The sequence below is a fragment of the Mesorhizobium sp. M7D.F.Ca.US.005.01.1.1 genome (assembly GCF_003952545.1).
Lineage (GTDB): Bacteria > Pseudomonadota > Alphaproteobacteria > Rhizobiales > Rhizobiaceae > Mesorhizobium > Mesorhizobium loti.
In genome coordinates this window covers 145,173-170,184 of sequence record NZ_CP034453.1, presented here as the reverse complement: position 1 = coordinate 170,184, position 25,012 = coordinate 145,173, and the positions used below count along the sequence as shown (strand labels likewise).

Sequence of the window (25,012 nt, the reverse complement as noted above, 5' to 3'; positions counted from 1 at the left end):
CAGACCCGTTGCAACGCCGCCGCGATGGCGCAAACGCCAGATGACGCTGATCCATCGCTTGATCGTGAACTGAGCTTCTGAACACCATTGGGACAGCAGGGTGGAAGGGCTTGACCAACGCTGCCCCCGTTTTCCAAGAGGACCCGTCCTCGATTGAATCTTTCGAGCCCCGTGCAGCGCGCAGCCAAATGATGACCATCTGGACCCAGCTCGCAGACCGCAAGGCAAAGAGGGAACCTTCCAGGCAGCCAAGCTGCGTCGACGCAAAGAGCGGCCTTTGGAGTTCCCAGAATCGACCCTTCCATAGTTGCGACAGGCAACCACTGCACGAGTGTGGGAGAGCGAATCGCAAGCATTGCGTGAGGTCCTGCGCGTTTTCCCCTCTTGCTATTTGGCACATCGTTTGCGCCGAAGTGGGCGCAGCGTTCGACCGGAGCACTGCATGGGAGAGGGAGGAGCCCCACCCCGATCCGGTCAAGGAGAGAGACGGTGTTGGTTCCAAGAGTTCCCCGCGCGATCTTAGCGCCCCGCAAGCGCCATTTTGCCCGGACCTACGTGCAGGTACTTGCCGCCATAATCCTGGGTGCCGCAATCGGCTATTTCCATTTGGAGACCGGCCACAGCCTGAAGCCGCTCTGCGATGCCTTCGTCGATGTCGTCAAGATAATCACCGTACCTGTCATCTTCCTGACAATGGCGACCGGCATTGCCGGCATGAGCGATCTGCAGAAGGTCGGCCGAGTTGCCGCCAAGGCGATGGTTTATTTCCTTACCTTCTCGACGCTAGCACTCCTTGTCGGGCTGATTGTCGCGAATATCGTTCAGCCTGGCGCCGGCCTCAACATCGATCCGGCCTCGCTCGATGTCGAAGCCGTTAAGGGCTATGTGGCCACGGCTCACGAGCAGTCCGTGACCAGCTTCCTGATGAACATCATCCCGTCAACGATTGCCAGTGCCTTCGCGGAAGGCGACATCCTGCAAGTCTTGTTCCTCTCGGTCCTGTTCCTCTCGATCCTGTTCGGCGCGGTCTGCCGCTACAACGGCCGCTCGCTCTTCTCTCTCGTCCGATACATCAAGGACGAGCTGCTGCTCGCAATGTCCTCCTCAGAGGCCGCGCTGGCCTCGCTCATGGAGAAGATGGAAAAGGCCGGCGCCACGCATTCGGTCGTGGGTCTCATTCCATTCAATCTGGACGGCACGAATATGATGCTCGCCGCCCTTTTCATCGCCCAAGCGACGAAAACTGATCTCCCGATCGGCTGCCGGATCCTCATGCTGTTTGTCGCATTGTTCCCTTCGAACGGAACAACCCGCATTACCGGTGCAGGCCTCGTCACAATGGCTGCAACGCTCTTTCTTGTTCCGGCCGCACCGGTCACCTCCGTGGGGCTTATTCTTGGCGTCGATCAGCTTATGTCCGAATGCCACGCGCTGACGGTTTTTCTCCGCAGCGTAGCGGCAACGCTGGCTGTCACCCGGTCCGGGGCGAGCGGGATAAACGACGATTCGGGGAGCGCCTCACTAGCGGACCGTTCAGCGCTCTGGCGGTGGACGGTCAAGTCGCCCGGCGTGGTGAACACAATTCCCCGTGCGAACGACGCTCAGCTATTGGGGTGGACCCGATGGCGCAAAGCCGTATTTGAGAAACCGCCAGATCGCACCGGCACCTGTGCGCCTGTAGCAACTGCGGGGCACGATCAAAACTGACCCATTTTACACCAAAAAGGCGGCCGTTGCTGCCACGCCGTCCATGGATTGGAGACTCATGTCTAAGCCGACTGCCATCACTGTCGCAGCTCTTCTTTTACTCCTCGCCTTGCTGGCGAGCCAATATAGCGCGAACCTGCACCGGCAGGCGTGGTCGACCGACAGGCAAAAGTGGAGCGGCGCATTCGACAACGATCTCCTTCGCCAATCGCCGGCAACCCGCAAGGCGATGCCGTTCTGGTCATATTCAATGACTACCACAACTGTCCGCATTGCAGACTGGCTGATATCAACTACCAAAAAGCCTTCAAGCATGAGCCCAATCTGAAGCTTGTGATCAAACAGTTCCCGGTCCTGGGACCGGATTCCCAATTCCCAGCCTTCGCCGCACTCGCCTCGAGAAAACAGGGAAAGTTCGACGAATTCCACCGCGCCCTTATGATTTCCCCCAGTTGAAGGGTCACTCTCAAGATCGCAGCGCGTGTAGGCCTTGACGTTGAGCAGCTCAAGCGGGAATGCAAGATCCGGCCATCGCAGATGAAATGCGCGCGTCCGCGCACTCGCGAAAGGTCTGCACTTAGACGGTACGCCCGCGTTGGTGGTCGGCGATATAGTGGTCGCCGACCTTGTGGACATGGCCAGCTTGCAACGCTTGCATCGCCGATGCGCGCTCAAAGCGTGCTGGCTCTCGTGCGGGGCAGCATCTGTAGACCGGCCACGCTGTTGTTGCCGGAGCGTGCCGTTTGTGGCAGCTGGCTTTGCTGTCGCTCCTCGTAATCTTGTTGCGGTCATCCAGCTGCCGTGGGCGCCAACAACAATCCTGAGCGCCCGCGCCTGAAGTCGCTGGCCGGGTGCTCGTGAACCGAGCCCGCTTTTCTTCGGCAAGCTCAGGCGGTCTTGGCCCTGCGGCATCGCCCCCTGGCGCGGGGCAGCCTTCGGCTGCTGACGGTCGCCGGCCTGTCGGCCGGCGTCTTTCTATTGTGGCCTTCCCCCTGGCGCAGGGTGGGCAGCACTCCCTTCTAGGCCCGCCGCGGCGTCCCGCAACCCTTCGCTTGTCGCTTTCGGGTCCTCCACTCCGTTCCGGTCCTGCTGATGCAGTCCGCCTCCGACGGCGGGCCTTTCCGGTCGCTTTTGCCGCCCACCCCGCTTCCGGGGAGGGCGCGCGATTGTAGAGCGGAGGACATCACGATGCGTGCAAACAACAAACGTTGCGGCAGCCGACAGGCTGGCGCAGACAGCGGCGGGCGCACCGGCGCCAGCCTTTATCAGGAAATCACCGACCGCATCATTGCCGAACTGGAGCGCGGCACCGTGCCATGGGTCAAGCCGTGGGGCAGGGCAAGGACAGGCCTCGGCCTGCCGCGGAATGCGGCCACCCAGCGCCGATATTCCGGCATCAATATCCTGATCCTGTGGGGCGCGGTCATCGAGCGCGGTTTCCCCAGCCAGAACTGGCTCACCTTCCGGCAGGCGCTTTCGCTTGGCGGCAATGTCAGGAAGGGCGAGCACGGCACCACCATCGTTCACGCTGACCGCTTTGTTCCCAAGAACGAAAAGCAACGCGCCGACACCGATGGCGACGAACCGCAGGCGGTGCCCTTCCTGAAGCGCTTCACCGTCTTCAATGTCGCGCAGTGCGATAATCTGCCCGAACATCTTTACGCCGCCGGCGAGCCTCTGCCTGAGCGCGAGATGGTCCCGCAGGCCGAGGCGCTCATTCATGCAACCGGCGCTGATTTTCGCGTCGGCGGCGAGCGCGCCTTCTACATGCCCGGCAGCGACACCATACAGGTGCCGCCGCAGCCGGCTTTCTTCCACCAGATCGACTATTACCGGACCTGCTTTCACGAGCTTGGCCACTGGACCGGCCACCCGAGGCGACTCGCGCGCGACCTGTCCGGCTCCTTCGGGTCCAACACCTATGCGCGCGAGGAACTGGTCGCCGAAATCGCATCAGCCTTCATCTGCAGCAGTCTCGGCATCGAGCCGACCGTGCGCCATGCCGACTACATCGGCTCATGGCTGACGGTTTTGCGCGAGGACAACCGCGCCATCTTCCGCGCCGCAAGCCATGCCTCGAAAGCCGCCGATTTCCTGCTTGGCCGCAATGTCGATGTCGAAGGCGAGGCACATGCCGAAACCGCCTATGGGAGCGCGCAATCCTCACACGCGACCGCCTTGCGCCTCTGATGACGCAAAGCCGCGCGCAACCAACTCGACAGTTCTTTTGAGGTTGCCCTAACGCCGATGGCCGGCGTTGGCGTCGATCGTTCATCGGACCGAGGTTCGCAAAAAAAGAGGGCGGCATTGATGCCGCCCTCTCGTTGCGAAAGCTGCCAGAGCTGGATTAGAAATCCATGCCGCCCATGCCGCCCATGCCGCCGCCGCCCATGCCGCCAGGCATGCCGCCGCCAGCCGACTCCTTCTTCGGAGCCTCCGCGATCATGGCTTCGGTGGTGACCAGCAGGCCGGCGACCGAGGCCGCGTCCTGAAGAGCCGTACGGACAACCTTGACCGGATCGACGATACCCATGGCGATCATGTCGCCATACTCGCCGGTCTGGGCGTTGTAGCCGAAGGTCGCGCCCTTGTTCTCAAGGATCTTGCCGGCAACGATCGATGCTTCCGCACCGGCGTTGGCCGCGATCTGGCGGGCCGGAGCCTGCAGCGCACGACGCACGATGTTGATGCCGGCGGCCTGGTCGGCATTGACGCCGGTGGCCTTGATGTTGGCCGAAGCGCGCAGCAGCGCGACGCCACCACCAGCAACGATGCCTTCTTCGACGGCCGCGCGGGTCGCGTTGAGGGCGTCATCGACGCGGTCCTTCTTTTCCTTGACTTCGACTTCCGTCGCACCGCCGACGCGGATCACCGCAACGCCGCCGGCGAGCTTCGCCAGACGTTCCTGCAGCTTCTCCTTGTCGTAGTCCGAAGTGGTCTTTTCGATCTGCTGCTTGATCTGGGCAACGCGGCCCTGGATCTCGGCCTTCTTGCCGGCGCCGTCGACGATGGTGGTGTTCTCCTTGGAGATCGACACCTTCTTGGCGCGGCCGAGCATGTTGAGGCCGACGTTCTCGAGCTTGATGCCGAGGTCTTCCGAGATGACCTGGCCACCGGTGAGGATGGCGATGTCTTCCAGCATGGCCTTGCGGCGATCACCGAAGCCCGGCGCCTTGACGGCGGCGATCTTCAGGCCGCCACGCAGCTTGTTGACGACCAGCGTGGCCAGAGCCTCGCCTTCGACGTCTTCCGAGATGATGAGCAGCGGCTTCGAGGTCTGCACGACGGCTTCGAGAACCGGCAGCATGGCCTGGAGGTTGGACAGCTTCTTCTCGTGCAGGAGGATGTAGACGTCCTCGAGTTCGGCAACCATCTTGTCGGCGTTGGTGACGAAGTAGGGCGAGAGGTAGCCGCGGTCGAACTGCATGCCTTCGACGACTTCGAGTTCGGTCTCGGCGGTCTTGGCTTCCTCAACCGTGATGACGCCTTCGTTGCCGACCTTCTGCATCGCTTCGGCGATCATCTTGCCGACCGAAGCATCGCCGTTGCCGGCGATGGTGCCGACCTGGGCAACCTCTTCGGAGGTCTTGATCTTCTTGGCGTTCTTGATCAGGGTCGCAACGACGTCGGTTACCGCGAGGTCGATGCCGCGCTTCAGGTCCATCGGGTTCATGCCGGCGGCAACGGCCTTGTGGCCTTCCTGGACGATCGACTGCGCCAGAACGGTCGCGGTCGTGGTGCCGTCGCCAGCGATGTCGTTGGTCTTCGAAGCAACTTCGCGGACCATCTGCGCGCCCATGTTTTCGAACTTGTCCTCAAGCTCGATTTCCTTGGCGACGGTGACGCCGTCCTTGGTGATGCGCGGGGCGCCGAACGACTTGTCGATGACCACGTTGCGGCCCTTGGGGCCGAGCGTGACCTTCACCGCGTCAGCGAGGATGTTGACACCGCGCAGCATGCGCTCGCGGGCATCGCGGGAGAATTTTACGTCTTTGGCAGCCATTTTTAGCTCCTGGCAGGGGCTTCAATCGAGCCCGGGAATTCAGTTGACGAAAGGGCCTGATATGAGCCGATGATGCCCATGATGTCGGATTCCTTCATGATCAGAAGGTCTTCGCCATTGAGCTTGACTTCCGTGCCCGACCACTTGCTGAACAGGATGCGGTCGCCGGCCTTGACGTCCAGCGGGACCAGCTTGCCAGCTTCGTCACGAGCGCCGAAGCCGACAGCGATGATCTCGCCTTCCTGCGGCTTTTCCTTTGCCGTGTCGGGGATGATGATCCCGCCAGCGGTCTTGGATTCGGATTCGACCCGGCGAACGACCACGCGGTCATGCAGCGGGCGGAACTTCGACTTTGCCATTTTCGGATTTTTCCCTGGTGCGCTGTTGAGGGGTTTTTGTTAGCACTCGCGATGGACGAGTGCTAACGCGATAGTGAGGTAGGCTGTAAGCGGGCACTCGTCAAGACGGACGAGGGCAGGCGAGGAGCTCTGGCCCCCTCCCCGGTGGAACCCAACGCATACGCGGCATCCGCGTTGATGGCTGCGAGCCCCACATTTCCATTGAATTCGGCGTCATGACGCCAACTTGCTCGCGCCGCTTCCAAGTCGTCAGTCGTGCTGCCGTCAGCACGAACATAGGGCTGCGCTTCACTTCCCGTCGAAGCCGCGGCAAGCAGCGTCGCCGTCAGCACGCTCCTTTGCAGATGCTTGCCAAAGGTGGACAGTGAGCGCACCTGCGCCGGGCTGTTGGTGCGAACGTAAGACGTCATTGACAACTCCTTTTTGCAAGTCGAGCCCCTTCTCCACCTTCGGCCGCCGTCGACGCGAAGAAGTCCGCATCGCGTTGAAGACGAGCTGCGAAAAAGAGAAAGATGTGTTTGATGGCTGCGGCCCCAACGGTGCCTTCAGATTTGAGATCACTTCCGCCGCGAGCGGCTGAAGCTCCTCGCAACGTCAAATCGAATCTGCTGCCAAGCCTCCAGGAAAGGAGAGCATTGCTCATCTCGCGCTTGTGCATGCAGTCAACCTTCGATCCGTGTTGCCACATCAAGAGCAAATGCCGTGCCAAAGCTCACTGGGAAGTGAACGCATGGCTCTCCCTGAAAACCTCACAAATCCAGCATGGTCAATTGTGCGGAACCCGACATGCGTCTTCTGCCACTGTCAGCTTTCGGACAGGCATGACGCGTTTCGCGCCGACCACCGGTCGATCGGTTTTGGGGCCGGTCTGTTCGCCTCATAAGAGCGCGTTACATTGCGTAGCGGTTTCCCGAGCGCCGCCACATGACACTGGACCTGCAGGTAGCACCGGCTTCTCATCCAGCCTTACTTTGGCCCCCTCGCGTATCAAATTCCCGCTGGCGAGCCCTGCTTTCATAGATCGCACCATGCCGGATGTCTGCTCTGGCGCCCGACCCGCTGGCACGATCTCGATCCGGCATAAGGGCGCAGCATCTTTGCAGGCCGTTTCATCCCGGCGTCCTGCTTGGCTGACAGACCGCACTTGGCGAGCGGTCTCCATGCTCTCTCCAAGGACCATCCCTGCGGCTGGCTTGTCGACCTATGGGCGGGTCCGGCCGCCCGAAACCCTCGCGCCATCAGCTTTTTTCCCCGCCGCCTGCGGCGGCTTCCTCGCGCCGCTTCGCTCACAAAAAAGCTGCCCGCTCGGGTCCTTCACTGTCGCTGCGGCCCTGTCGGATTCAGGCGGTCCTGACGCGCCCATTACGGTGCGCCATCGCAGGGGATGGTCCCCGGCGAAACCACAAAAGGAGACTTCGAAATGACCGCGATCGGTTACGTCAACAAGCAGGAAAACGGCGCCTACAAGGGCCAGTTCAAGACGCTCAGCGTCCGCGCCGACATCGATATCGTCCCCAACCAGGCCAAGAGCGCCGATAACCATCCCGACTTCCGGGTGCTTACGCAAGGGGTCGAAGTCGGCGCTGGCTGGATCCGCACCGGCGAGACTTCCGGCAAGGATTATGTGAGCCTGTCGATTGCAGCGCCGGAGTTCGGACCGCGCAAGCTCTACGCCAATCTCGGCCGAGCCGCCGGCCAGGACGATCACGACACCTACGCCATCATCTGGAACCCGGCCGACTGACCGGCCGAGATAAGAGCCTCGCGCCGCAGCCCCGGCGCGGGGCTCATTCCCAGGAGTTCCACCCAAACCCCGTCCGCCCTAAAGGGCGGCGAAAACTCTCCCCCGACTCTTCGCCCGTCCCCGAGACGATCTCCCTCGCCCATCCTCGCCCTCGCTTGTCCGAAGCGAAACGAGGATCATCATGGACGACGAAAACGAACGCGCGGCCCGCGCGAAAAAGGGCAGCCCGTTTCTCAGCACAGCCCAAGCCGCCTTCTATATCGGGCTCTCCCAGCGCACGCTCGAAAAGATGCGGCTCAAGGGCGGCGGCCCGAAATTCCGCAAGCACGGCCGCTATGTCCGCTATCACATCGACGAACTCGACCATTGGTCGAAAGGACACCCGCAGCACTCCATCGCCGGCGATGGCAAGGCCGGTTCCGGCCAGGGCGGCACGGGAGGCCGTTCATGAGGCGGCGCCCTTCCATCCATCTGATCGGCAGCCGCCTGAGGCGTGTTCGAGCCCGTAAGACGGTCGCCTTGGCCGCGGCCGGTCTCGGTCTTTTGGGCTTCACGGCGCTGGGAAAGCCCGCCCCTTGGCTGGTCTGGAACGCCTCGGCCAGCGCGCCGATCGGCCTTTACCGCATCGCTGCGGGAGCGCTGGCGCGTGGCGATCTCGTGCTCGTGCGCCCGCCTGAATACGCGGCGTATCTCGCCGCCGAGCGCAGCTATCTGCCTCGCAATGTGCCGCTGGCAAAACGTCTTGCAGCGCTGCCGGACGATAATGTCTGCGCCTTCAATGACGCCATCATCATCGGCGGCGACATCGTCGCGCGCCGGCTCAAAATCGACGCCGAAGGCCGACCTTTGCCATGGTGGAACGGCTGCCGAGCGCTCGGGGATAACGAGGTTTTCCTGCTCGGCAGCGACAAAAACCGCTCCTTCGACAGCCGCTATTTCGGGCCTGTTCCCACTCAAAATGTCATCGGGAGGCTCGTACCACTATGGACCGAGTGACCCTCCTCTTGTTGGGCATGATCGCCATTGCGCCATGCGCCTGTTCCGCCTCGACCGGCGCTGAGCCGGTCGCCATCTCCCAAAGTCCGCAGCTGCGAAAGTGGCAGACGTTGGTATCGGAAGCAAGCCGGCGCTTCCATATTCCCCAAGCCTGGATCTATGCCGTCATGGCTGCCGAAAGCGGCGGCAAGACAATGCGCGGCGGCCGCCCCATCACCTCCCCCGCTGGCGCCATGGGCCTCATGCAGGTGATGCCCGGCACCTATGAAGAGATGCGGGTCGAACACGGCCTTGGGCCTAACCCCCACGATCCGCGCGACAATATCCTGGCCGGCACGGCCTATCTCAGTGCCATGTATGACCGCTTCGGATTTCCTGGCCTGTTTGGCGCCTACAATGCCGGTCCCGAGCGCTACGACGAGCATTTGAAGCGTGGCAAACCGCTGCCAGAAGAGACCGTCGAGTACCTCGACCAACTCAAGGCGGCCGGAGTTTCGGCGGCCGACATCGAGGCGTTCGAAAGCCAATCTGTCGCTCCAAAGGCGCAAATCGCTCCTCTCGGACGGTCGCTGTTCTTCATTCATGACGGTGTTCACTCAGGCGTGCGAAACGGCGATCTCTTCGTGCCGCTCGGCAAGGACGGCGCGCAGCCGAAGGAGCCGGTGCGTTAGCCATGGCGGACGGGGGCGCGTCTGGCGGGGCTGGGCGCGGAAGGCAAGATAAAGGTACCGCCTCCAGGAGGCGGTTAAATCTTTGTCTGCACATCGTTTTTCCGGGAGGCTGCCGCCGGTGCCAAGAGGGTTTGACGTGTAAGTGTCTGATTTTGCTTGATATGTCTGGGAGGCTCGCATTAAGGATGACGAGTTCAGGCCGAAGCTCGGCAAAATCGGGTCGCGCGGCTCGAAGGCCGGCAAACGCTATGCCGGCCAGGTTCGTGCGGCGATCAACCGGGCTGGCGGCCGGCCGCAACGCGGTGGTCGCTTCACAGGAAGCCGGACAGGGCGCGGCGGGGCGGCCGCCGCACTGCTGAAATCGCGCGACCGGTATGCCGCCTTCCGCCAGCGCCGGGTGATCGTCAAGGCGCGGGTCGTCAAGCTCGCCGGCAAGGGCGCGGACGGGGCGCGTGCCCATCTACGCTATCTTCAGCGCGACGGGGTCACCCGCGAAGGTGAACCTGGCGAGCTCTACGGCGCCGACAGCGGCCGCGTCGACGGCAAGGCGTTCATCGATCGCGCGGACGGCGACCGCCATCAGTTCCGCTTCATCGTCGCTGCCGAAGACGGCATCGAGTACGACGACCTCAAGGCGCTGACGCGGCGGCTCATGGCGCAGATGCAGGAAGACCTCGGCACGAAGCTCGACTGGGTCGCGGTCGATCATTTCAACACCGGCCACCCGCACAGCCACATCATCGTCCGTGGCAGGGACGACCGTGGCGAGAACCTGGTCATCGCGCGCGAATATATCTCATCTGGCATCCGCGAGCGGGCGGCCGAGCTGGTCAGCCTCGATCTCGGTCCGCGAACCGACCGCGAGATTGAGCTTCGCCTGCGCCGGGAAATGGAGCAGGAACGCTTCACCAGCATCGACCGTCGGCTGCTCAGCATGCGTGATGATGACGGCCTGGTCTCGCCGGGCGGTCCCGACGCCATTCGCCAGACGCTGCACCAGGGACGGCTGCGCAAGCTCGAGCGGATGGGTCTGGCCGCGGAGGTCGGCGCTGGCTCCTGGCGCCTCGACGATGAGCTCGAAGCCACGCTGCGCCGCACCGGCGAACGCGGCGACATCATCAAGACCATGCACCGCGAACTGACCGGCAAGGGGCTTGCCCGCAGGGCCGCCGACTGGGTGATCCACGATCGATCCGGCGAGCCCGTCCAGTCTCTCGTCGGTCGCGTTGTCGCGCGTGGACTGGCCGACGAGATCAATGACCGCCATTACATGATCGTCGACGCCGTCGACGGTAAGAGCCATTGGATCAACATCGGTAGAGGCGAGGCGATGGAAACGATGCCTAATGGCTGCATCGTGCGTGTCGCGCCAAGGAACACCGAGCCGAGGCAGGTCGATCGTACCATCGCCGAAATCGCCGCCGCGCATGGCGGCCGTTACGACGTCGATATGCACCTGAAGCATGACCCATCCGCCACCGAGAGCTTTGCGCGAACGCATGTGCGGCGGCTGGAGGCGATCCGCCGCGCGACCGGCGGCGTTGAGCGAGAGCCGAACGGCACCTGGCTCATCGCGCCGGACCATCTCGATCGCGTCGCGAATTATGAGGGCCAGCGGGCCAGGGCCGAGCCTGTCGTTGCCGACAAGCTCTCCTCAATGGCGCTGGAGCGACAGGTCAGCTTCAACGGCGCCACCTGGCTCGACCGGGAGCTGGTTGCCGATAGACCCGAGCCTTTGCACGGATCCGGCTTCGGCCGCGACGTGAGAGAGGCGCAAGCTCGCCGGCGGCAGTGGCTGATCGCGCAAGGCCTCGCGCATAAAGAACAGGATGGGATCGTCTATCGAGCCAACATGCTTTCGATCCTGCGCCAGCGAGAACTGAACCGTGTTGCTGGCCAACTGTCGGAGGAACTTGGCCTGCCCTATGCCGAAGCGCGATTCGGAGGACGAGTAGAGGGTACGCTCCGCCGCTCCGTCGAGCTTGCCAGCGGAAAATATGCCGTCGTTGAAAAGTCGCGCGAGTTCACGCTGGTGCCATGGCGGCCGGTGCTTGAGCGCCATGTGGGCAAGGAGGTCTCCGGTGTCGTGAGTGGGGAGGGGATTTCATGGACCGTCGGCCGGCAAAGGAGCGGACCTGGTGTTTCGTGAGATGGTGTACAGCTTTTTAGCCAGCGGCGCGGGCAGCCATGCGAGCCCGCGTAGACCTTATGGCCGCACGCCCGCAATCGGTCGCATGGACCTGCCAGGCGGGGCGGCTTTGGAGCGTTCGGACCCGACACGCTGCGTGAGTGGCCAGACTTCGAGCGCTCGAAGATGCGGACTGTTGTCTGCTGGCCGGCGTTATTCCGGCTGGCCTATGACCGCGGCGCAACAGTTCACCGCTGAAGTTGCCACGGGCGAACATCGACAAGAGAAAAAACACCATTGCGCGTTACAAATCGCCGTTGAAAGCGTTTAGGTTGCATGCGCTTCGCCAAGTAAACGGATACCCCAGAAGAGAGCCATGACCACGGCCCGCCATATCGTGACGCTGCTTAAAAGCCACATTGCCGGCGACGAGGATCGTTTCCTCTCTATCGCGATGCAGCTTGCTGCGCATGAGGCACGTCAAGGCCATGGCAAGCTTGCTCAGGAGCTCAAGGATCTGGTCGACGCAGCCAAGAGCAGGGACGCCCGGATTGCCAAGAGCAGTCGGCCGGTTCCCCTTTTTCAGCCAAAGGGCGAACTCGCAGGCCTCCTGCATGTGCGCTATCCGGACCTGCGACTGACGGACATGATTTTGCCGGACAGTCTGCGCTCGCGCCTGCACCGCGTGCTGGGAGAGCAGCGCCAACAAGCAAGCTTGCGCGAGCACGGGCTTGTTCCCCGTCGCAAACTGCTTCTGGTCGGCCCGCCAGGATCAGGCAAGACGATGACCGCATCGGCATTGGCCGGGGAGCTTCATCTGCCCCTTTTCATGATCGTCCTCGATGGTTTGATCACCAAGTTCATGGGAGAGACTGCCGGAAAGCTGCGGCTTGTTTTTGATGCAATGCAGGCGACGCGGGGCGTCTACTTCTTTGACGAATTCGATGCCATCGGCGCGCGTCGAGGCGAACGCCAGGATGTTGGCGAGATTCGGCGCGTGCTGAATTCGTTTCTGCAGTTTCTCGAGCAAGACGACAGCCACAGCCTGATTATTGCGGCAACAAATCATCCCGAGCTGCTCGACAGAGCTTTGTTCCGCCGTTTCGACGATGTCATCGAATACGCCGTGCCCGATCGGCCGATTATCGAGGCGCTGCTTCGGGCTCGACTCGACCGCTTCGACACCAGAGGGCTTGCCTGGAACGAGGCGATCTCTCAGGCAGAGAGACTGTCGCAGGCCGAGATCACCCGCGCGGCCGACGACGCTGCAAAAACCATCATATTGCGGGGGGGGAAGCGGATCACCTCGGAAGCGCTCATCGACGCTCTGAAGGAACGCCGGCAGGCTTCGCTGTCTGAGTAGCGACAGCACAGATCATAATGGCAGACGATTTTCCGCGCGACCGCGCCCATATCCACCTTCGCAACAACGGCATTCGGGAAGCCTATCGGCGGCCCAACCAACTTATACATGCACCGCCGCTGCCGGCGCGTGATCGGGCGTCGCATGCTGCGGCCTTGACGCAATCCATCGAACAAGCGGTCGAAAGTGCACGCCAGCAGATTGCGGCGCGTGACCCCCAGCTGTCGGTCGGCACGCCTGGCTTTTACCTCGAGATCGATCTGCCCATGTCCGGACGGGCGGCCCTCGACCAGTTGGCCGATCGTCGCCAGCACATGGAGCTGGTCGCCGTCCATGAGCCAACTCAACCCGGTGCTCCCATCACAGCGTCGGTGTTCCTGCCGCAAAGCGCGCAAGCCTATTATTTGCGGAAAGTCGAGGCGTATCGAGACGTTGACACTGACCGCGGCAGACCGCGCAACGAGCCGCTCGTCTCCCGCATGGAGACAGTCAGGCTGGCGACTGCACGATCGTTGTTTACCGACCACGACGACCTCTTCCCCCAGGCCGCTGACGAGCAGGTGTGGTGGGAAGTCTGGCTGCGCGACGGTCGCCGCGAGAACTTCGAGCACATTGCCGAAGCCCTGAACATCACTTTGCGCACGCATGCGGTCAGGTTTCCGGAGCGGGTGGTCATGCTGGCACTCGCCAGCACGGCAATGCTCGACCGCATGATTGCGCACAGCGATGTCGTCGCCGAGCTGCGGCGCGCGAAGGATACGCCGTCCTTCTTCATGGGCCTTGGCGGCGCGGAGCAAAGGGACTGGAGCGACGAGCTTCTCGGGCGCGTCAGACCGCCTCAATCCGATATTGCGGTCTGCATTCTCGACAGCGGCGTACGTCGCACCCACCCGTTGATCGAACCCGCACTTGCCGTTGAAGACTGGCACACCGTCAAACCGGCATGGGGCAGCGACGACACACCTGCGTGGAGCGGCCACGGGACGCGAATGGCAGGTGTCGGCCTGTACGGTGATCTGGTCCCGCTCCTGGTCGGAGGCGATCCAGTTCCATTGCCCTTTCGGCTGGAGAGTGTCCGTATCCTTCCGCCAGAAGACGAGGCAAACGATCCAGAACTCTATGGCTCGATCACCGCGGAAGCGATCGCCCGCGCCGAGGTGCAGGCGCCGGAGCGCCGCCGCGCGATCGCAATGGCTGTGACAAGCGCCAGTCCGGCGCGTGGAAGGCCCACATCGTGGTCTGCCGCTATCGACCAACTCTGTTTCGAAGAGGAGCAGCGACGCTTGATCGTTCTCTCTGCCGGCAACATCGGCGATGACCTCATGCCGGCCGAGCATTTGACGCGCAACGATCTGGAAGCAGTCGATGATCCTTCTCAGGCCTGGAATGCGCTGACGGTCGGCGCTTTCACAGAAAAGGTCGATATCATTGACACCGACTTTGCGGGCTACGCTCCGATCGCGCCGGTCGGCGAGCTCTCGCCGCGCAGTCGCACTTCGGTCGTTTGGGACAGGCAGTGGCCGGTGAAGCCCGAGGTCGTCTTCGAAGGCGGCAATCTCGCCCATGACGGTGTGTTGCCTGGCGAGCCGATCGACGATCTGCAGATATTGACCACTTTCTATCGACCCGAACTGCGCCACTTCACCACCCTCGGAGATACGAGCGCGGCAACGGCCCATGCCGCACGGATGGCGGGACTAATTCTATCAGCGCGCCCCGAGCTGTGGCCTGAAACGGTTCGCGCCCTGATCGTCCACTCGGCCGAATGGACTCCGGCGATGCGCGCACGCATCGATGCGTGCAACGGAGCGAAGGGCGAGATCCAGGCGCTCGTGCGGCGCTATGGTTACGGCGTGCCAGATCTTGGGCGCGCGCTTCTGTCAACGGTGAACGACCTCACGCTTATCGTTGAAGATGAGCTTCAGCCTTTCCAGCGCGAGGGCGGCGCGGCTGCCAAAACGCGTGACATGAAGCTGCATCGCCTGCCTTGGCCGAAGGAGCAGCTCGCGGCGCTCGGCGCTGCCCAGGTCGAGCTCCGCGTCACGCTGTCCTATTTCATCGAACCCAACCCCGGTGAACGCGGATGGACCCGCCGGCATCGTTACGCGTCCCATGGTCTTCGGTTCAGAGTAAAGTCAGCGACCGAGACAGTCGACGAATTCCGAGCCCGCATCAATCAGGCCGCTCGGGACGAGGAGGAAGGGGCGCCTGCTGGAGGCGGAGAAGAGTGGCTGCTCGGCACCTTCCGCGATCGCGGCTCGTTGCACGCCGATTTCTGGTCGGGCAGCGCCGCCGATCTCGCCGAGCGTGATGCGATCGGCGTGTTCCCGGTCGGGGGCTGGTGGAAGGAGAAGCCTTACCTGGAACGCGTCGACGCTCTGGCTCGGTACGCCCTGATTGTGACGATGCGGGCGCCTGGGGTCGATGTTGACATCTTCACACCCGTCGAAGCAGCCCTGACTGTCGAGACGTCGGTCGAGACCTGATGCAGCACTGTCCAAATCGGCCAACAACGGAGGTTTGACCAGCCTCTGGTGCCATGGCGGCTGGTGCTGGATCATCACGTCGGCAACAGGGATCATGCGCGGAGGACGATAGGCCGGCAAAGGAGCGGGCCAAGCGTGTGATAATGGCGCCCATGGTCACGCCCACAAGCCGCGCCCCCTGCGTCTACGGAGAGGTGCGCGTCTGTTTAGGCGGCCGAGACATCGCTTACCTGATCAACGCGCTCGCCGTATTTGCGCCTGTAAGCGGCAATGAAATCGTCGTCGCTACAGATGCAGCGGCCGCTGGAGTCCTTGGCCTTCGGATCGTGCAAGTGAGAGCCAAGGGGGCGCAGAAGATTCACCCGAGTGCTCGTCGTCGGGCTCATGGGAAACCCCGCACTATGTTTGACCAAATCCGCGGCAAGCATAATCCCGGCAAGCACCGACTGAAAGGCCATCGGAACCACAGTTCGAACGCGGCGACTTCCTTCGCTAAGCTGGAACACCAGACCGCCGCAGATAGCCTGCTGATAAAAGGAGCGCAGGGGCTGGCCGACAAACGGGGCTAGCGGTTCAAACGGCACAGCCATCGCTGTAGCCACGCGAACTACAAAGTCGTTGGGAACTCCGGCATTGGTCTGCAGGAGCGTTTTCACCTGCTCGTGTGCTTCCGGTATTCCGAGTTCCTCGGCAATCAGCTGGTGCTCGTCCTTGGATTTTCCGGATGGCAGGTACATGCAACAAAGGCAAGCCTGGCCGTCATCGAAACCATGCCGGGAGATACCGAGATCGTGCTCCTGCGTCCAAGCGTTTGCGATCCATCGCGGCAGTGCACCTTGGACAGCCAGACGGTCGGCGGCGGTGTCAAGCGCCACACCCACTTGGTCGAAGACCCAATTGCCCCGGCGCGCAACATATTCTGCCCACGTCAGAGGGTGCGCCTCGACCTCAAGGGCAGTCGATCTAAGGGCGGTGGCTGCAAGAACCGCTTTGGACATACCAATCTCCGCCTGGCCAGCCAATGCGTAGCGCTGCAGGTTTGAGAGTTCGATCGCTTCGTGATCGATTACATGCAGACGACCTTTGAGATCGGGTTGTCTCGCTAGCGCCCAAAGCGAGCCATGGCCTATCGCACCGAGCCCAACGAGGTGGGTTTCGCCAAGGTCGACTGGGAAGTCGATCGGGCCAGGCTCTCCGGCTTTGGTCTTGTCGTAGCTGCATAGCGAGAGGTCGATGGTTTCGTCCAACTCGGCGCCGGTCAACTGGGCAGCGAAGATAGTTCGAAAGACGTTGGCGGCGCCGAAGCAACTGGCGGCGCCAGCTCCATAAGGCAGCAGACTTGGGCCAGAGCCCACCGGGTCCGTACGCGACAGCTTTGCCGCCCAACCGTCCGATCCCACGAAAAAGATCGGGCACCGGAGTGATGGGCGCGTTACCCCTGCAACGACGCAGACGGTGGCAGACTTGCCGGAACGCCGGATGCCGACTTTTGGATTGATCGACTTTGCCAAGCGCTCCAGCGCTTGGGCTTGAGAGCTCGCCGCGCTGTCCAGCGGGAGTATCGCCAGAACCGGGTAGAGCCTAGCGAGCAATCTCACCGCAAGATCTAGTGTCGCCTGGCCTTCGGCGCAGGAAGCGGCCTGATGGTCGAAGGCGACTGCCACGACCTGCTTTTCAAGAGCTGCTTTGAAGTCTCCCAGATGAAAATCGGCCAGGACCTGAGATGCCGCCGTGGCGGCGCGATCGATGAAGTTAGCGAATGCCATTGTTCAACTCGATATCATGATCATTCGCGACAGTGCCGCGGGAGGGAGCGCATTCCATTTGGCCTTTTCGTCAAGCCGATAGGCGGCGACCCGAGCAAAATCGAAAGGCTCGCGGGCGAAATTCGGCACTACCAGCGACAGACACCCAACCGTGGTAGCAACCGCATAAGCGTCGTCCGTCGTCGAATGGTAGGCGCGGCCCGGATGGCTGTGAATCTGGGCCAAGAGTTTCAGGCCGCTTTTGTAGAGCCAGACATTGAGCCGGTGCAGTTCTTCGGCCGCAACGATCACGCAAACGCCATCGTTTGTCCGAATGTGACGCTGCGCCGGGATAACCGTCTCTGTTACGGCAAAGTGCCGCTCTTGCTGAACGCCGACCCAGAGCGCCATCCCCTCATTGCCCTCGCGACCAACTGAGCGCAGATGCCCATGCGTGGTCGAGATGCAGCCGCGCGGGAGAGTCACGATCGTTACATCTCTCAAACCAGTCATTCTTGTATCGCCTGAGGGGATACCACCATTCCTACGATTGTCGGTTGGAGTTGAATCTGCAACTGCTCTATAGGAACGATTCCGTACTTGATGATCTTGTCCAGGATGAAGGCCAAACAGCCTTCGCCAGAACCCCGATGAAGCAGCCATGGATCACCTGAATGGGCTGGATTGTCGTGGTATTCCCGGACGCCCGCCATGCACAGGAATGGTTCGTCCTCGGGACTGTTGGCCTGGATGAAGTCCGTCAGCGGCACGGCGTTCTGCTGGATGAGAGCTCCTATCATCTCCGGCGGCGTTCCGGGCAGCGGCGGACGTCTAAGCATTTTCAGGTATAGATCTTTCCGGGCAATCGGATGACGCGTAAACGGATCGACGAAGACCACGGACGGTGGTCTTAAGTCGTAGTCGGTGAAGTCGACCTCGCTCGCTGCGCTGACCACCCGTGGCTTTAACTTGGGGCTGGCGAAAATGAAGAAAGCGCGCGGAAAGGTCGCCTCGATCAAGAAGCAGCCCTGAGCCCGATAGACATCAGCATATGGCCGGAACCGGCCGATCTCCCGATCAAACTTCGCTCGGGAGACCTCCGGATCCACACTTTGGTGTTTAGGCACCTGCGACGCCCGCCTTCAGGCTGAGGAACAGGGTCACAGTATTCGGGAAACCGAAGTCGCCAAGCTTCTTGTCGACATCGAGCAAGTTGCCGGCCTCATCCTTGAATTCCCAATTCTCGGCTGGTTGGGCGACATTCTGCGTGTTCTCAAGGGCTTTGGTACGAATGACGTGAAGCGGCTGGTTGGGATTGGCTTCGACCTGCGTGGGCTGGCCGTTCACCACCACCGTGATCTCGATCTTGCCCGGTCCGCCGCCGTGATTATCGCCCTTACCCGAATCCTTCGACATTGTCCTACTCCTGTGGCTTGCCAACCGCCCCACGCCCTGGCGCCCACCTGCGAGTGAGACCGGCGGTCTTCAATCGTTCACCCGGCGCCACGGCCGCGAGTACGCGAAAGACAGGGGATAAGCTACCGAATCGGTGCTTGCCTTCTTTTATGGGTGACTTGAGCCGCAAGTAAATGGTCTCAAATTGCTCCTCACAACTATAATCGATTAGAGCAATGCAAAAATATTGGCGACACGCCTATTCATCTGCTCTCTCACTCGCCTGCTCCGTGCTTGGCAAGGGGAGCTTTGACTGCGTCACGCGTCCCCCAAGCAGCCGATTGCGCCGGCAGCGCCGTAGGAACCGTCGTTCAGAGTCTTCACCACTCAAGCAGCCGCATGGATGCAGCCGACGCTCGTCTCCACAAACAGCGCAAGTGGTGCCTTGTTGGATAAGGTCGCCTCGTCCCTGGTGCAGCATCTGTCGGAACGGGTCCGCTGCGAGACCATGCCTCATCATCGCGCATGCGCAGCAGCCGGCGGTCGATGCTCGTAAGGCGTTCTGCTCATTTCGTGGCGAAGGCGCTGCTCGACTCGCGGACATATGCGGGCACCGAGGCGGAGGCTGACCAGTCGGCGCCGCGTTCGCGGATGTCGCTTGCAATGTGCTCGCGTGCGTTTGCCGCCGGCGACCTTGCCGTCCTCGCCTGCTATGGCGAGCCGGCGCAAGCGGATTGCTCGATACTGCCGGCGAGGCTGCGGGCCGGTCCTAACGGCCGTTCACAAGAGCTTGCATCAGCAACTGGCAATCGGATCGATAACTTCGCGATCGCCGTTATGGCGCGGAGATGCGGTCTCGCCGGGTTGTGGCTGGCGCTTCGTTGTGGGCGGCGCGTCGTAGCCGAGGGAGCAGGGGCGGCGCCATGATCCAGACCGAACGCGCGCTGCAGCAGGTGCTTGAGTGGGGGCGTGCCCTGACCGGTTTCGCGGATGAGCATGCTGAGGAAGCGGTAAGGGGCGGCCAGTATATCCTGCAACGCATTCACCCGAGCCTGCGCGACACCAGCGCCCGCACCGGCCGCGATCCGCAGGACGAAACGCTGATCGTGGCGTTCTATCGCGAACTGGCGCTGCTGTTCTGGCTAGACGATTGCAACGACGTTGGCCTGATCGCGCCGGAGCAGCTCGCCGCCCTGGAGCAGGCGCTGGGGCACGGCGTACCGTGCGTGCTCTCCGGATTCGAGGGCTGCGCTCAGCTGCGCGCTTCGCTGGCTGCGCTCGCTTACGATCGTCACGACTATGCTCGGCTTCTCGACTATACCCGGTGCTACTGCGCGGCGCTGCGCGCCGGACACGCGCAGGCGGCAGGGGCGCGACGCTGGTCTTACGCCGAGTACCTGCACAACGGCATCGATTCGATCGCTTACGGGACCGTGTTCTGTTGCCTGTCGCTGCTGTGGGGGCTGGACATGGCGACCTTGCGCGCGCGTCCAGCGTTTCGCCAGGTCCTGCGGCTCATCTCAGTGATAGGGCGCCTGCAGAACGATCTGCATGGACGCGACAAGGACAGGTCGGCCGGCGATAACGCGGCGATCCTGCTTCTGCAGCGCTATCCGGCTATGCCTGTGGTTGAGTTCCTCAACGACGAGTTGGCCGGCCATACGCGCATGCTGCACCGGGTGATGGCGGAAGAATGCTTTCCCGCGCCGTGGGGACCGTTGATCGAGGCGATGGCGGCGATCCGCGCGCAGTACTACCAGACTTCGACCAGCCGCTATCGCAGCGACGCTGCAGGGGGAGGCCAGCGTGCGTCGGCCTGGACGCGCCGGAGGCGGCGGCTTGGGCGCGCTGCCGTCGGTTCGATCCGACGCAACGCCGTCGCCCGCTGCTACGGATGGAGCGAGCATGAGCGACACCGCCCTGAGCCGGGGAAGGACGAACATCTGGACATCGTGCTGGATCGGCGAACGGCGCCGGCCACGGTGGCCGCTGGCTGGGAGTACATCCATCTCGAACACTGCGCACTGCCCGAGTTGGACCTGACGCAGATCGACCTGCGCGCCTCGCTGCTGGGCAAGGCTATGCGCGCGCCGCTGCTGATCAGCTCTATGGCCGGCGGCATGCCACGGGCCGAGGCCATCAACCGGCATTTGAGCGAGGCAGCGCAAGCCTTGGGGATCGCCATGTGCGGTTCGCAGCGTGTGAGCCTGCAATCCCGCAACTCCCAGGGGCTAACGCGCGCGCTGCGCCGCCTGGCGCCAGACATTCCCTTGCTGGCCAATATCGGCGCCGCGCAACTGCGGGAGGCCGACGGCCTGGACCTGGCGCGTCGCGCGGTGGACGCGCTGGAGGCCGATGGGCTCATCGTCCATCTCAATCCGCTGCAGGAAGCGGTACAGCCGGAGGGCGACCGCGAACTGGCGCGGCGTCCTGGCGCTGATCGCTGGCGCCGCGCGCATCGTGGGCGTGCCGATGGTGGCCAAGGAAGTGGGGGCGGGCCTGTCCGCCTCGGTGCCTGTGCGCTCGTCGAGGCGGGCGTGGCGGTAATCGATGTCGCCGGCGCCGGCGGCACCAGTTGGGCCGCAGTGGAGGGCGAGCGCGCCCGCAATGCCGCCGACCGTGCAGTGGCGATGTCATTCGCCGATTGGGGGATTCCACCCTGACCAGCGTGCAGGCGGTGCGTCGGGCGCTGCCAACGGTGAAGCTGATCGCGTCGGGCGGGATCCGCGATGGCGTCGACGTGGCCAAGGCCATCCGCCTGGGCGCGGACATCGCCGGGCAGGCGGCCAGCGTGCTGGGCGCGGCGACAGTGTCCACCGGGGCCGTTGTCGCGCATTTCGAGATCGTCATCCGCCAGTTGGCCGTCGCCTGCTTCTGCACGGGCTCGGCTGATCTGGCGGCGTTGCGTCAGGCGCGCTTGTTGCCCTCGTCGCATTTGTCCGCCGGTTGATGTCGGCGTCGTCCGCACGCTAACAGCAGGCTGCTGAAATACCTACGCCAAAGACAGACTATTGATCCCCCTGGCGAGACGGCTCGATTGACGGGAGCGATGTGTTCATGGAGCAGCTGTTCACGATGAAGCGGTTGGAAGATTTCGTTCCAGCCGGTCATCCTGGTGCCCGCACCGGCTGATGATCAATGGAGCGCTGGTGCGGCTAGACGGCATCCTTTCCGGCATGTACGCCTGCAGTGCCAAAGGCGGTCGCCCCAGCGTTGCGCCGGAGAAATTGCTGCGGGCCGTGTGTTGCAGGTGTTCTACAGCGTCCGTCGGAATTGATGCAGCAGGTGCTGCTGTGGCAAGGCCAAGACCCGGGAATGCCGTCAGCTTTGATCAGGCGCTTCGGGCCGTCGGAAACGCGCGAAGAGTCCGGCTTTCGAAAAAGGCCGAACGCCTCAGATAAAGCCAGAACTCCTTGGGTCACCATCAAACCAATTTGACGCCCCGGGACAATTTCGTCCGGCATTGTCCGGTGTGCGACGATGTTGGGGATGCGACATAGGCGGATTGCCGTGTATTTAAACCGCTTTTCCTTTGGCACGCATATTGCGCCCTATCGGTAAACCTCGTCATGGGCCGGCGGCAATCGCTCGGAGATTGTCGAAATAGCACAATGATTTCTGCCGGGGTGACATCCGGCCCGACTAGAGCAGGACCTTTCAGATGATGCAGAAAAGCAAGCGGCCATACTCGCGGGGAAATAGTCGCGTCAGGGCTGCATGGACGCTCTTTCCTGGTTGTTTCGGCGGCGGACGCCAACTCTTCAATCGGCACCCGAACCAGTGCCTGGATGTCCAAGGAGCGCCCCTGTTGCGCGTGCCTGGCTGCACCCGCGTGCTGGCTCTCCTCCAAGGCGACGCTTCGGCGCTGCTGCAGACCGGCGACGAGAACCCAACTTCAAAATTAGCATTCCGAAAACCGAAAGAAGTGAACAGGTATGTCCAGGATCGGCGCTTTGACGCGCGCCGCATGGCGATCGGCAACTCAGACGCTGGCCAAGGGTTCGAAAAGTTTACACCCGACGCTAGCGCCGGCCGATTTCAAGCGCGCACTTACGATCAACGATCGATATGGCGGGCTCACTGTCAATGTCCCCAAAATGCCTTTCTGGCTGACCGGGGGTGAAGCCTTCGTCTACCGCCGGACTAGCCACGGCGAGCAGCAGTTCATGCAGGTCGATGCTGCCACGGGTTTCAAGCGGCCCGCTTTCGATCAGGCGCGTCTGGCGGCAGCGCTAAACAAGGTGAGCCATGAGAGCTATCAAGCCGGCAATCTTCCGTTCGACCGTTTCGAACTGAGTGAGGATGGTCGCAGGCTCGACTTCCAGATTGAAGACACCCGGTGGAGCTGCGACCTTGCAAGCTATGACTGTACCAGCACCACATTCGATGCAAGGAAAGGGGACCGTAGGGAGCTCAGCCACCGCTACACGCCGCCAGCGGAGAACAACCCCGACAAGAGCAACGCGTCGCCCGACGGCAAATGGATCGCCTATATCAAGAACTGCAACGTTTTCCTGCGCAGCGAGGACGGATTGCAGGATGTTCCTCTGAGCCGGGACGGAGCCGAAGGCAATTGCTACGTCTTTTCGACGCTGAGCTGGTCGCCGGACTCGCGCCACCTCGCCGCTTACCTTGTTCGCCCCGGCTATAGGCGAGAGGTCCGCTACCTCAATTCTTCGACGGACCAGTTGGAGCGGGAATATTCAACAAAATTCTATCCCAGGCCGGGCGATGTCCTTCCGCTGCCCCAGCCAGTCCTGTTCGACATTGCCGGCCGGCGCCAGATCGTGATTGACGGTGCCCTCTTCTCGAACGTCTTCGAACTTTCCCCTCTCCGGTGGTGGGCGGACAGCCGCGGCTTCACTTTCGAATATAACCAGCGCGGGCATCAGCTTTATCGCCTGGTCGAGGTAGACGCCGCCTCGGGCCGCGGGCGCTCCCTGATCGATGAGACCAGCGAGACATTCGTTGATTATTTGCCGCTGGGGCATGGCCAGGAGGATGCCGGAAAAATCTTCCGTTACGATGTCGATGACGGGAAGGAGATCATCTGGGCATCAGAGCGCGACGGGTATGAGCATTTGTATCTTTTCAACGGCCGGACAGGCGCGCTCGAAAACCAGATCACGCGAGGTGAGTGGGTCGTCCGGAGGGTCAACCATGTCGATCCGGTCAAGCGTCAGATCTGGTTCGAGGCGAGCGGGATGAACTCGCAGGAGGACCCCTATTGGGTCCATGCTTACCGCATCGGCTTTGACGGCAAGGGACTGACTGCACTGACGCCCGAACCGGCCAACCACCATATCGAGTTCTCGCCTGACAGGCGCTATTATGTCGATCTCTGGTCACGCATCGATCTGCCCCCGCGCATGGCACTCTACCGCGCCAGCGACAATGCCAAGCTCCAGCAGATCGAGACGGCCGACATTTCTGAGCTCGTCGCCGCAGGCTGGCAGCCGCCGCTCAGTTTCCATTCCAAGGGGCGCGACGGCAAAACTGACATCTGGGGCGTGCTCCACCTGCCAGCCAACTTCGACCCGACGAAGAAATACCCGGTTGTGGAGAATATCTATGCTGGACCCCACGGCTCCTTCGTCCCAAAATCCTTCTCGCGGTGGACAGAGCCGCTCACGCAGCTGGGCTTCGTCGTTGCTCAGATCGACGGCATGGGCACCAACAACCGCTCCCGCGCCTTCCATGATGTTGCTTGGAAGAATCTGAAGGACGCAGGATTTCCCGATCGCATTCTGTGGCACAAGGCGGCGGCCGCGCAATATCCATGGTACGACATATCCAACGTCGGCATTTTTGGCGCATCCGCCGGCGGCCAGAGTGCAGTCAGCGCGCTGCTCTTTCACCCCGATTTCTACAAGGTCGCCGTCGCCAAAAACGGCTGCTTCGACAACAGGATAGACAAGACCTGGTGGAACGAACTTTGGATGGGGTGGCCGGTCGGCATTGAATATTCGCAATCCTCCGCCGTTGACAATGCTCACAGGCTGCAGGGCAAGCTGATGATCGCGGTCGGCGAAATGGATGATAATGTCGATCCGTTTTGCTCGTTCCAGCTTGCCGATCGACTCATCAAGGCAGGAAAAGATTTTGACATGGTCTACGTTCCTGGTGCCAATCACCATACTCTAGGCACCTACACCGAGCGCAAACTCCTAGACTTCTTCGTTCGCAACATTCTCGGTCAGACCCCGCCCGACTGGAACACCAAACCGATCGAGCTGGAATAGCTTGTGGCTCTTGCAATTGTTAGCTCGCCTTATCAGCTGTAATCAGGGCGAGGCGCGAGCAAATCTGCACCGAAGGACGATCGTGGAGTCTAGGACTTGCGCTGCGTATTGAGGATCGGCTCGCCGCGACGTTGGTCTGAGCAAACTGCTTGATAGGCACGCCTGCAGACCGC

General features: G+C 62.1%; 17 protein-coding genes and 4 pseudogenes. 14 read left to right on the top strand and 7 right to left on the bottom strand.

What is annotated here, in order from left to right; translation table 11 throughout:
- The first annotated feature begins 492 nt into the window (after positions 1-492).
- The 3 genes from EJ076_RS00850 (at position 493) to EJ076_RS00840 (ending at position 3,897) form a co-directional block, all read left to right on the top strand.
- Entirely contained in the window at positions 493-1,707 is a 1,215-nt protein-coding gene (locus tag EJ076_RS00850; protein ID WP_210326676.1) for a cation:dicarboxylase symporter family transporter, read from the top strand.
- A gap of 150 nt (positions 1,708-1,857) precedes the next feature.
- Complete coding sequence (locus EJ076_RS35545; protein WP_126057771.1) at positions 1,858-2,163, top strand: thioredoxin domain-containing protein; 306 nt, start codon at positions 1,858-1,860, stop codon at positions 2,161-2,163.
- Between the two features lie 732 nt (positions 2,164-2,895).
- Positions 2,896-3,897 carry a zincin-like metallopeptidase domain-containing protein gene (locus EJ076_RS00840; protein ID WP_063169241.1) on the top strand — a complete coding sequence of 334 codons (1,002 nt, stop codon included), beginning with the start codon at positions 2,896-2,898 and terminating at the stop codon, positions 3,895-3,897.
- Between the two features lie 157 nt (positions 3,898-4,054).
- On the opposite strand, the gene groL is transcribed toward EJ076_RS00840, so the two are convergent.
- The 3 genes and pseudogenes from groL to EJ076_RS00825 all read right to left on the bottom strand — a co-directional run bounded on the left by groL (position 4,055) and on the right by EJ076_RS00825 (position 6,479).
- On the bottom strand, positions 4,055-5,710 hold the full coding sequence (gene groL, locus EJ076_RS00835; protein WP_063169240.1) for a chaperonin GroEL: 1,656 nt from the start codon (positions 5,708-5,710) through the stop codon (positions 4,055-4,057).
- Positions 5,711-5,775: 65 nt separating this feature from the next.
- A pseudogene (groES, locus tag EJ076_RS00830) lies at positions 5,776-6,069 on the bottom strand (co-chaperone GroES); the annotation flags it as partial.
- A 62-nt stretch (positions 6,070-6,131) separates the two neighbouring features.
- A complete protein-coding gene (locus EJ076_RS00825) occupies positions 6,132-6,479 on the bottom strand; it encodes a hypothetical protein (RefSeq protein ID WP_063169239.1) in 348 nt (115 codons plus the stop codon).
- 1,010 nt (positions 6,480-7,489) lie between these two features.
- Between EJ076_RS00825 and EJ076_RS00820 the strand changes: the two genes are divergently transcribed.
- The 7 genes from EJ076_RS00820 (at position 7,490) to EJ076_RS00790 (ending at position 15,457) form a co-directional block, all read left to right on the top strand.
- Positions 7,490-7,813: a DUF736 domain-containing protein gene (locus EJ076_RS00820; protein ID WP_024505644.1), complete on the top strand. Its 324-nt coding sequence runs from the start codon at positions 7,490-7,492 to the stop codon at positions 7,811-7,813.
- Positions 7,814-7,994: 181 nt separating this feature from the next.
- Complete coding sequence (locus tag EJ076_RS00815) at positions 7,995-8,264, top strand: helix-turn-helix domain-containing protein (protein WP_024505645.1); 270 nt, start codon at positions 7,995-7,997, stop codon at positions 8,262-8,264.
- A 92-nt stretch (positions 8,265-8,356) separates the two neighbouring features.
- The gene (locus tag EJ076_RS00810; RefSeq protein ID WP_244514236.1) at positions 8,357-8,809 is read left to right on the top strand and encodes a S26 family signal peptidase; all 453 of its coding nucleotides are present in this window, start codon (positions 8,357-8,359) and stop codon (positions 8,807-8,809) included.
- On the top strand, positions 8,797-9,480 hold the full coding sequence (locus EJ076_RS00805; RefSeq protein ID WP_024505647.1) for a lytic transglycosylase domain-containing protein: 684 nt from the start codon (positions 8,797-8,799) through the stop codon (positions 9,478-9,480). The genes EJ076_RS00810 and EJ076_RS00805 overlap by 13 nt, the downstream gene beginning before the upstream one ends.
- Positions 9,481-9,658: 178 nt before the next feature.
- Positions 9,659-11,629, top strand: coding sequence for a relaxase/mobilization nuclease RlxS (gene rlxS, locus EJ076_RS00800; protein WP_063169238.1), 1,971 nt, complete (start codon positions 9,659-9,661; stop codon positions 11,627-11,629).
- 355 nt (positions 11,630-11,984) lie between these two features.
- A complete protein-coding gene (locus tag EJ076_RS00795; RefSeq protein ID WP_024505649.1) occupies positions 11,985-12,971 on the top strand; it encodes an ATP-binding protein in 987 nt (328 codons plus the stop codon).
- A gap of 17 nt (positions 12,972-12,988) precedes the next feature.
- Positions 12,989-15,457 (top strand): S8 family peptidase, encoded by a 2,469-nt coding sequence (locus tag EJ076_RS00790; protein ID WP_063169237.1) that lies wholly within the window; start codon positions 12,989-12,991, stop codon positions 15,455-15,457.
- A gap of 206 nt (positions 15,458-15,663) precedes the next feature.
- Here the strand turns inward: EJ076_RS00790 and EJ076_RS00785 are convergent, their stop codons facing one another.
- The 4 genes from EJ076_RS00785 to EJ076_RS00770 form a co-directional block, all read right to left on the bottom strand.
- A complete protein-coding gene (locus EJ076_RS00785; RefSeq protein ID WP_024505651.1) occupies positions 15,664-17,223 on the bottom strand; it encodes an E2 ligase fold family C protein in 1,560 nt (519 codons plus the stop codon).
- 3 nt (positions 17,224-17,226) lie between these two features.
- Positions 17,227-17,613, bottom strand: a complete 387-nt coding sequence (locus EJ076_RS00780; RefSeq protein WP_236383243.1) for a Mov34/MPN/PAD-1 family protein — start codon at positions 17,611-17,613, stop codon at positions 17,227-17,229.
- Positions 17,614-17,711: 98 nt separating this feature from the next.
- Positions 17,712-18,329, bottom strand: coding sequence for a putative metal-binding protein (locus tag EJ076_RS00775; RefSeq protein ID WP_024505653.1), 618 nt, complete (start codon positions 18,327-18,329; stop codon positions 17,712-17,714).
- Positions 18,322-18,618 (bottom strand): DUF2604 domain-containing protein, encoded by a 297-nt coding sequence (locus EJ076_RS00770; RefSeq protein ID WP_024505654.1) that lies wholly within the window; start codon positions 18,616-18,618, stop codon positions 18,322-18,324. The genes EJ076_RS00775 and EJ076_RS00770 overlap by 8 nt, the downstream gene beginning before the upstream one ends.
- Positions 18,619-19,520: 902 nt before the next feature.
- Between EJ076_RS00770 and EJ076_RS00760 the strand changes: the two are divergent.
- The 4 genes and pseudogenes from EJ076_RS00760 to EJ076_RS00750 all read left to right on the top strand — a co-directional run.
- Positions 19,521-20,414, top strand: a pseudogene (locus EJ076_RS00760) (hypothetical protein); the annotation flags it as partial.
- 88 nt (positions 20,415-20,502) lie between these two features.
- Positions 20,503-21,547 (top strand): annotated as a pseudogene (gene fni, locus EJ076_RS00755) (type 2 isopentenyl-diphosphate Delta-isomerase).
- An 86-nt stretch (positions 21,548-21,633) separates the two neighbouring features.
- A pseudogene (locus EJ076_RS35540) lies at positions 21,634-21,865 on the top strand (IS5/IS1182 family transposase); the annotation flags it as partial.
- Positions 21,866-22,532: 667 nt separating this feature from the next.
- Positions 22,533-24,839 carry a S9 family peptidase gene (locus tag EJ076_RS00750; protein ID WP_063169235.1) on the top strand — a complete coding sequence of 769 codons (2,307 nt, stop codon included), beginning with the start codon at positions 22,533-22,535 and terminating at the stop codon, positions 24,837-24,839.
- Positions 24,840-25,012: the final 173 nt, after the last annotated feature.

Coding starts and splice junctions, on each gene's coding strand:
- EJ076_RS00825 (WP_063169239.1), bottom strand. CDS start 6,479: ATGACGTCTTACGTTCGCACCAACAGCCCGGCGCAGGTGCGCTCACTG.
- EJ076_RS00780 (WP_236383243.1), bottom strand. CDS start 17,613: ATGGCGCTCTGGGTCGGCGTTCAGCAAGAGCGGCACTTTGCCGTAACA.
- EJ076_RS00790 (WP_063169237.1), top strand. CDS start 12,989: ATGGCAGACGATTTTCCGCGCGACCGCGCCCATATCCACCTTCGCAAC.
- groL (WP_063169240.1), bottom strand. CDS start 5,710: ATGGCTGCCAAAGACGTAAAATTCTCCCGCGATGCCCGCGAGCGCATG.
- EJ076_RS00750 (WP_063169235.1), top strand. CDS start 22,533: ATGTCCAGGATCGGCGCTTTGACGCGCGCCGCATGGCGATCGGCAACT.
- EJ076_RS00815 (WP_024505645.1), top strand. CDS start 7,995: ATGGACGACGAAAACGAACGCGCGGCCCGCGCGAAAAAGGGCAGCCCG.
- EJ076_RS00785 (WP_024505651.1), bottom strand. CDS start 17,223: ATGGCATTCGCTAACTTCATCGATCGCGCCGCCACGGCGGCATCTCAG.
- EJ076_RS00795 (WP_024505649.1), top strand. CDS start 11,985: ATGACCACGGCCCGCCATATCGTGACGCTGCTTAAAAGCCACATTGCC.
- EJ076_RS00770 (WP_024505654.1), bottom strand. CDS start 18,618: ATGTCGAAGGATTCGGGTAAGGGCGATAATCACGGCGGCGGACCGGGC.
- EJ076_RS00805 (WP_024505647.1), top strand. CDS start 8,797: ATGGACCGAGTGACCCTCCTCTTGTTGGGCATGATCGCCATTGCGCCA.
- EJ076_RS00820 (WP_024505644.1), top strand. CDS start 7,490: ATGACCGCGATCGGTTACGTCAACAAGCAGGAAAACGGCGCCTACAAG.
- EJ076_RS00840 (WP_063169241.1), top strand. CDS start 2,896: ATGCGTGCAAACAACAAACGTTGCGGCAGCCGACAGGCTGGCGCAGAC.